Genomic DNA, 5,461 nt, shown 5'->3' on the forward strand with positions numbered 1-5,461 from the left:
CGGTTCCGGGCGGCGTCGCGGCGTTCGGGCTCCGCGGCCGGGCGGAGGGGGATTAGGCTCACACCGCACAGTCTAGCCTCGGGGAATAGAAGCGGACCGCAGTCCGTTTTGATCACTGAAGGCCGGCAAAGCCTCCACGATCAGCCAGCCGCGGGATCATCCGCGGCGTGACCCCTAGGAGTCCACATGTCCAAGAACACCGTTCTCACCCTGGTCGGCAGCCTGCGCGCCGATTCCACCAACCAGAAGCTCGCCGAAGCCATCCAGCTGAACGCGCCGGAGCAGGTTGAGGTGCTCATCCACGACAGCCTCGGCAACATCCCGTTCTACAACGAGGACATCGACGTCGAGGGCCAGGTTCCCGCCGCCGCGGCCGCCCTGCGCGCCGCCGCCAACGCGGCCGACACCCTGCTGCTGGTTACGCCGGAACACAACGGCACGGTCCCCGCATCCCTGAAGAACGCCATCGACTGGCTGTCACGCCCCTTCGGTGCAGGCGCCCTCAGCGGCAAGCCGACCGCCGTCGTCGGCACCGCCTTCGGCCAGTTCGGTGGAATCTGGGCCCAGGATGAGGCCCGCAAGGCCGTCGGCATCGCCGGCGCCCGGGTCCTGGAAGACGTCAAGCTGGCCGTCCCGGGCTCCATGGTCCGCTTCGCCGAGGTCCACCCGAAGGACGACGCTGAGGTCGTGGAGCAGATCAAGGCCGTCTTCGTCGCCCTGGAAGACTCCCGCGCGGTCACCGCAGCCTAGGTCCGCAACAAAGCTGAATGCCCCCGGCCGCCTGGAAGCTGCCGGGGGTGTTCTGTGTCAGAAGACTTCCGGAACCGATTGGAAACAAAGGTTTTCTCCAAGGCAACATGGGTTGTATTCTGTGAGATGTGACCCACGAAACACTTGATGCCGCCGCAGAAGTACTTCCGGCCGAGGCAATTGACGCAATCGAACGTGCGGCTACGTCCGCCCACCGCCACGAGGACCTGTTCTCGGAGCGCGCAGCAAATATCAAGCAATCGGCAGTCCGGGATGTTTTCGACATCTCGATGCGGCCCGGGCTCGTCTCGCTGGCGGGCGGAAGTCCGTATCTCCAGTCCCTGCCGCTGGAACGGCTCGGCCAGACCGCCGCGAAGATCATCGCCGAACAGGGGATGACCGCGCTGCAGTACGGCGGAGGGCAGGGCACCGAGGAACTCCGGACCCAGGTCTGCGAAGTTATGGCCGCCGAAGGCATCCTGGACGCCAAACCTGAAAACGTCGTGATCACCGCGGGCTCCCAGTCCGCCCAGGACGTCGCAACGAAGGTCTTCTGCAACCCGGGCGATGTGGTGCTGGTCGAGGACCCCACCTATGTCGGCGCACTCAACACCTTTGAGGCATATCAGGTCCAGGTCGCCACCGTGCCGATGGACGGCGACGGGATTATTCCGGACCTCCTGGAGGCGCGGATTGCCGCCCTGCAGACGGCAGGCAAGAACATCAAGTTCCTGTACACGATCCCGAGCTTCAACAACCCCTCCGGCATCACGCTGTCGGCTGAGCGGCGGCAACAGGTCGTGGATATATGCCGTAAGGCGAATATTCTGGTGTTGGAGGACAATCCCTACGGACTGCTCCGTTTCGACGGAAAGCCCCTCACCCCGCTGCGGGCAGCGAACCCGGACGACGTGATCTACATGGGGTCCTTCTCGAAGATCTTCGCGCCGGGCCTGCGGATCGGCTGGGCACTCGTTCCCGCCCACCTCCAGCGCCGCTATTACCTGGCCTCGGAGGCTGTCACCCTGTGCCCGCCGACCCTCAACCAGATGCTCGTCTCCGCCTACCTTCGCGACTACGACTGGCGCGGCCAGATCGACACATACCGGGGACTGTACAAGGAGAGGTGCGATGCGATGCTGGCCGCCCTCGACGAATACATGCCGCCGGGCCTCAGCTGGACCCGCCCTGAGGGCGGCTTCTTCGTCTGGGTCACCCTGCCGGTGGGCGTTGACACCTATCCGCTGCTGAAAAAGGCAATCGATGCCGGGGTGGTCTTCATTCCGGGCGCCGCCTTCACACATTCCGATGACCCCTCCAACAAAATTCGGCTGGCCTTCAGCGCCGTCCCACCGGAGTCCATCCGCGAAGGAGTCCGCCGGCTGGCGCCGGTCCTGCGGGAAGCCATCGCGGCCCTGTAGCCTGAATCATTGGTGCATGGCCGCACCCGTTCGTTGACCTCAAGGAGCATTTTATGACCGGAATTATTGTTGTCGGCGTTGACGGCAGCGAGACTGCCCTGAAGGCCGCGCACACCGCCCGTGACCTTGCCGCCTCGCTCGGGGCGACCCTTCACGTGGTCAGTGCGTTCGACAGCGACAGGACCCAGGTCTTCGGCAGCGGCAGCGACAAATGGATTGTCTCCGACGCGGGGGACGCGGAGAAGGTCGCCCGGGGCGTCGCGGACAGCCTCCGCACCCCCGCACTGAACGTCACCTACGCAGCCGCCCGTGGCAAGCCGGCCGAGGCCCTAATCGACGAAGCGGCCCGCTCCGGCGCCTCGCTGATAGTGGTCGGGAACCGCCGGATGCACGGGCTGGGCCGTGTGCTCGGCAGCGTGGCCAACTCCGTGGCCCACAACGCGCCCTGCGACGTTTATATCGCCAAGACCGATACGTCGGATTAGGCGCGGTCCGCGGCTGTCGGCGCCGGAAATGCCCGGCGCCGACCCGGCCGTTGAACCGCCCCGGGGCAAGTCTCCGGCGGCCTCCGGTCACCCCCAATGGTGATCGGCAGCCACCGGACAGCGTGTCCCGTGTCGGCGGTCGTGGCTTCTTTACGGAAGCGGAAGCTCTGGGGTGCGGGCCGTCTGGTCCGAGATGTGGGAAGTGGCAGCGCATTCCCGCACGGATTCGACCCCTTCGACCACAGCGGCAAGGTCCGGGTAGGTTCTGGAGAGTGCCAGCACGGCCCCGTCCCCGTCAAGGATGCGGATGAGGAAGCCGCCCCGGTCGTCGCGGACGAGTTCAAACTTGCCGGGGGCTGAGGGCCGTCGGGCTGCCTGAACGGTGCCGGACACGGCCGGCGCCGGGGCGTCCGGGACGCCCCGGAACGCATGTGCGTGTTTGGCGGCGGAAGGCAGGACGGGGGAAATTTTTGTCACGGTAGCTCCACGATGAGGTTCCTGTGGCCGCGTCCTGACCTTCTGCTGACTATACGCCCAGGAAGCCGCCGACCCCGGATTCCCTGCGTCACAATCTCTGTCTGCCGGTCCGACAGGGCGTCTGCGGGCCCTGTCGGTCCGGCTCCAGGGCCCGCCGGTTCTCCGGCCTATCCGGCCGCTGCCCCTGCCGTCTTGAGCATCCGGCGCAGGATTTTGCCGGAGGAGGACTTCGGCACTGCGTCGATGAACTCCACCCGGCGGATCTTCTTGAATGGCGCCACCTTGGCCGCCACGTACTCCATCACCGCGGCCTCGTCGAGCCGCTCCCCGTCCTCCCCCGGCTGGCGCACCACAAACGCCATCGGCACTTCCTGGCCGTCGGCGTCGGACGTTCCGATCACTGCGGCGTCCGCGATTCCGGGGTGGGTCAGCAGCAGCGCTTCCAGCTCCGCCGGTGCGATCTGGTAGCCCTTGTACTTGATCAGCTCCTTGAGCCGGTCCACGATCGTGACAACGCCGTCAGCGCGCACGGTGGCAATGTCCCCGGTGTGCAGGAAGCCGTCGGGGTCGAGCGTGTCCGCCGTTTCCTCGGGCCGGTTGAGGTAGCCGAGCATCACGTTGGGTCCGCGGCACAGCAGGTGCCCGGGCGCGCTGGTACCCTCGGCCGGGAGGTTGATTTCCGCCCCGGTGGCAGGATCCAGCAGCCGGCAGTCCATGTTGGGGACGGTGTAGCCGACCGAGCTGACGGGCAGCTCCGTGGCGTCCAGGGGAATCAGGTGGGACACCGGGCTCATCTCGGTCATGCCGTAGCCTTGCAGCACCCGGCAGCCAAGCCGCTCGGCCAGCCTGTTGCCCAGTTCGCCGTCGAGCGGCGCGGCCCCGGAGAGGGTGGTGTGCACTGAACTGAGGTCGTAGTCGGCGACCATCGGGTGCTTGGACAGGGCCACGGCCACCGGCGGGGCGATAAACAGGTAGCTGCATTTGTGGTCCTGGATGATGCGCAGGAACTCGGCCAGATCAAACTTCGGCATGGTCACCAGGCAGGCACGCTGGCGCAGGGCAAGATTCAGGAGCACGGTCAGCCCGTAGATGTGGAAGAACGGCAGCAGTGCCAGCAGACGGTCCTCCGGAGTGACCTTGAGCAGCCCGCGGGACTGCTCCGCGTTCGCGACGAGGTTCCGGTGGCTGAGCATGACGCCCTTGGGCCGGCCGGTCGTCCCGGAGGAGTACGGCAGCACCGCGACGTGGGTCGCCGGATCGAAACTGACGTCCGGCACCGGGGCACCCGCACCCAGCAGGTCCCGCAGGGACGGGTGCCCGGCGGCACCGTCGAGCACGACGAGCCGGTGGTCCGGGATTCCGGACCGGCTGGCCGCCTCCCGGGCCGCGGGGAGCAGGGCGGAGACGGTGAACAGCCACTGCGCGCCGGCGTCGGCGAGCTGGAGGGCAATCTCGTCCGCCGTGTACAGGGAGTTGACGGTGGTGACCGTCGCACCGGCCCGCAGCAGTCCGTGGAAGACGACGGCGAAGGCCGGGACGTTGGGGCACAGAATGGCCGCGACGCCGTGGACGCCCAGGCCTTGGGCCGCGACGGCTCCGGCGACGGCATCGATCTGCCCGACCAGGGCCCGGTAGGTGGTCTCCGCACCGCTCGTGCCGTCGACGACGGCGATCCGGTCCAGGTCCGCCTCCGTCAGGCCGCCAAAGAGGTAGTCGTAGACGCTGACATCGGGAATTTCCACATCGGGGAACGGGCTAGAAAACACGCAACATCTCCTTTGATCCGCGTCCGCCCAGCTGGCGGCGGCTGGTGCCACTCTAATGCCGCCGGGCCGTCCTGGACAGGACCGGAGTTGAGCCACGTCACCGGCCCCAGTGGGCAGCCTCACGCGGATTCCGGCCTGCCGGAGCGTTGTGCCGGCGGTAAAATTGGAGGTGCCCCCACTGGCGTGGACATCCAATACTTTTAGTCCCAGGGGATGAAAATGCCTACACTTCAGCGCCGCCAACTCGTTGGCCACGACATTCTTCTGGCCCGGCACGGCAACCACATCAGTTCCATGCGGGTGGACCGCCGGGGCGGCCGGGTCCTCGCTTTCCTGGACGACGGTTCCGTGGACAGTGCCCCCAACATGATCTCCCCCGGGCTGCGCATGCCCGAGACGGTGCGGAGTATTGTCCGCGACGACTGGAAATTCTTTGCCGTGGTGACCGCGTGCACAACAGGCTTTGCCGGCGTGATGTTCGCCGCCGCCGTGGCCCTGGCCGGGAACAGCGGGGATCCGGGCATGATCGCGCTGCTGTCGAGCTACTCCGGCAGCTAGGCCC

6 protein-coding genes are annotated in these 5,461 nt (G+C 66.9%); 4 read left to right on the forward strand and 2 right to left on the reverse strand.

Features of this window, described 5'->3' with window-relative positions:
- Positions 1-186: 186 nt before the first annotated feature.
- The 3 genes from BJQ90_RS10100 to BJQ90_RS10110 all read left to right on the forward strand — a co-directional run bounded on the left by BJQ90_RS10100 (position 187) and on the right by BJQ90_RS10110 (position 2,656).
- Entirely contained in the window at positions 187-750 is a 564-nt protein-coding gene (locus BJQ90_RS10100) for an NAD(P)H-dependent oxidoreductase (protein WP_226760157.1), read from the forward strand.
- A gap of 128 nt (positions 751-878) precedes the next feature.
- Complete coding sequence (locus BJQ90_RS10105; RefSeq protein WP_226760158.1) at positions 879-2,171, forward strand: PLP-dependent aminotransferase family protein; 1,293 nt, start codon at positions 879-881, stop codon at positions 2,169-2,171.
- Between the two features lie 53 nt (positions 2,172-2,224).
- Positions 2,225-2,656 (forward strand): universal stress protein, encoded by a 432-nt coding sequence (locus tag BJQ90_RS10110; RefSeq protein WP_226760159.1) that lies wholly within the window; start codon positions 2,225-2,227, stop codon positions 2,654-2,656.
- Between the two features lie 150 nt (positions 2,657-2,806).
- On the opposite strand, the gene BJQ90_RS10115 is transcribed toward BJQ90_RS10110, so the two are convergent.
- Both BJQ90_RS10115 and BJQ90_RS10120 read right to left on the reverse strand, forming a co-directional pair.
- On the reverse strand, positions 2,807-3,133 hold the full coding sequence (locus tag BJQ90_RS10115) for a YegP family protein (RefSeq protein ID WP_226760160.1): 327 nt from the start codon (positions 3,131-3,133) through the stop codon (positions 2,807-2,809).
- 167 nt (positions 3,134-3,300) lie between these two features.
- Positions 3,301-4,899: an AMP-binding protein gene (locus BJQ90_RS10120; protein WP_226760161.1), complete on the reverse strand. Its 1,599-nt coding sequence runs from the start codon at positions 4,897-4,899 to the stop codon at positions 3,301-3,303.
- A 219-nt stretch (positions 4,900-5,118) separates the two neighbouring features.
- Between BJQ90_RS10120 and BJQ90_RS10125 the strand changes: the two genes are divergently transcribed.
- Positions 5,119-5,457, forward strand: a complete 339-nt coding sequence (locus tag BJQ90_RS10125) for a hypothetical protein (RefSeq protein ID WP_226760162.1) — start codon at positions 5,119-5,121, stop codon at positions 5,455-5,457.
- Positions 5,458-5,461 lie beyond the last annotated feature (4 nt).

Origin of the sequence: Arthrobacter sp. SO3 (assembly GCF_020532825.1) — a bacterium.
Lineage (GTDB): Bacteria > Actinomycetota > Actinomycetes > Actinomycetales > Micrococcaceae > Arthrobacter.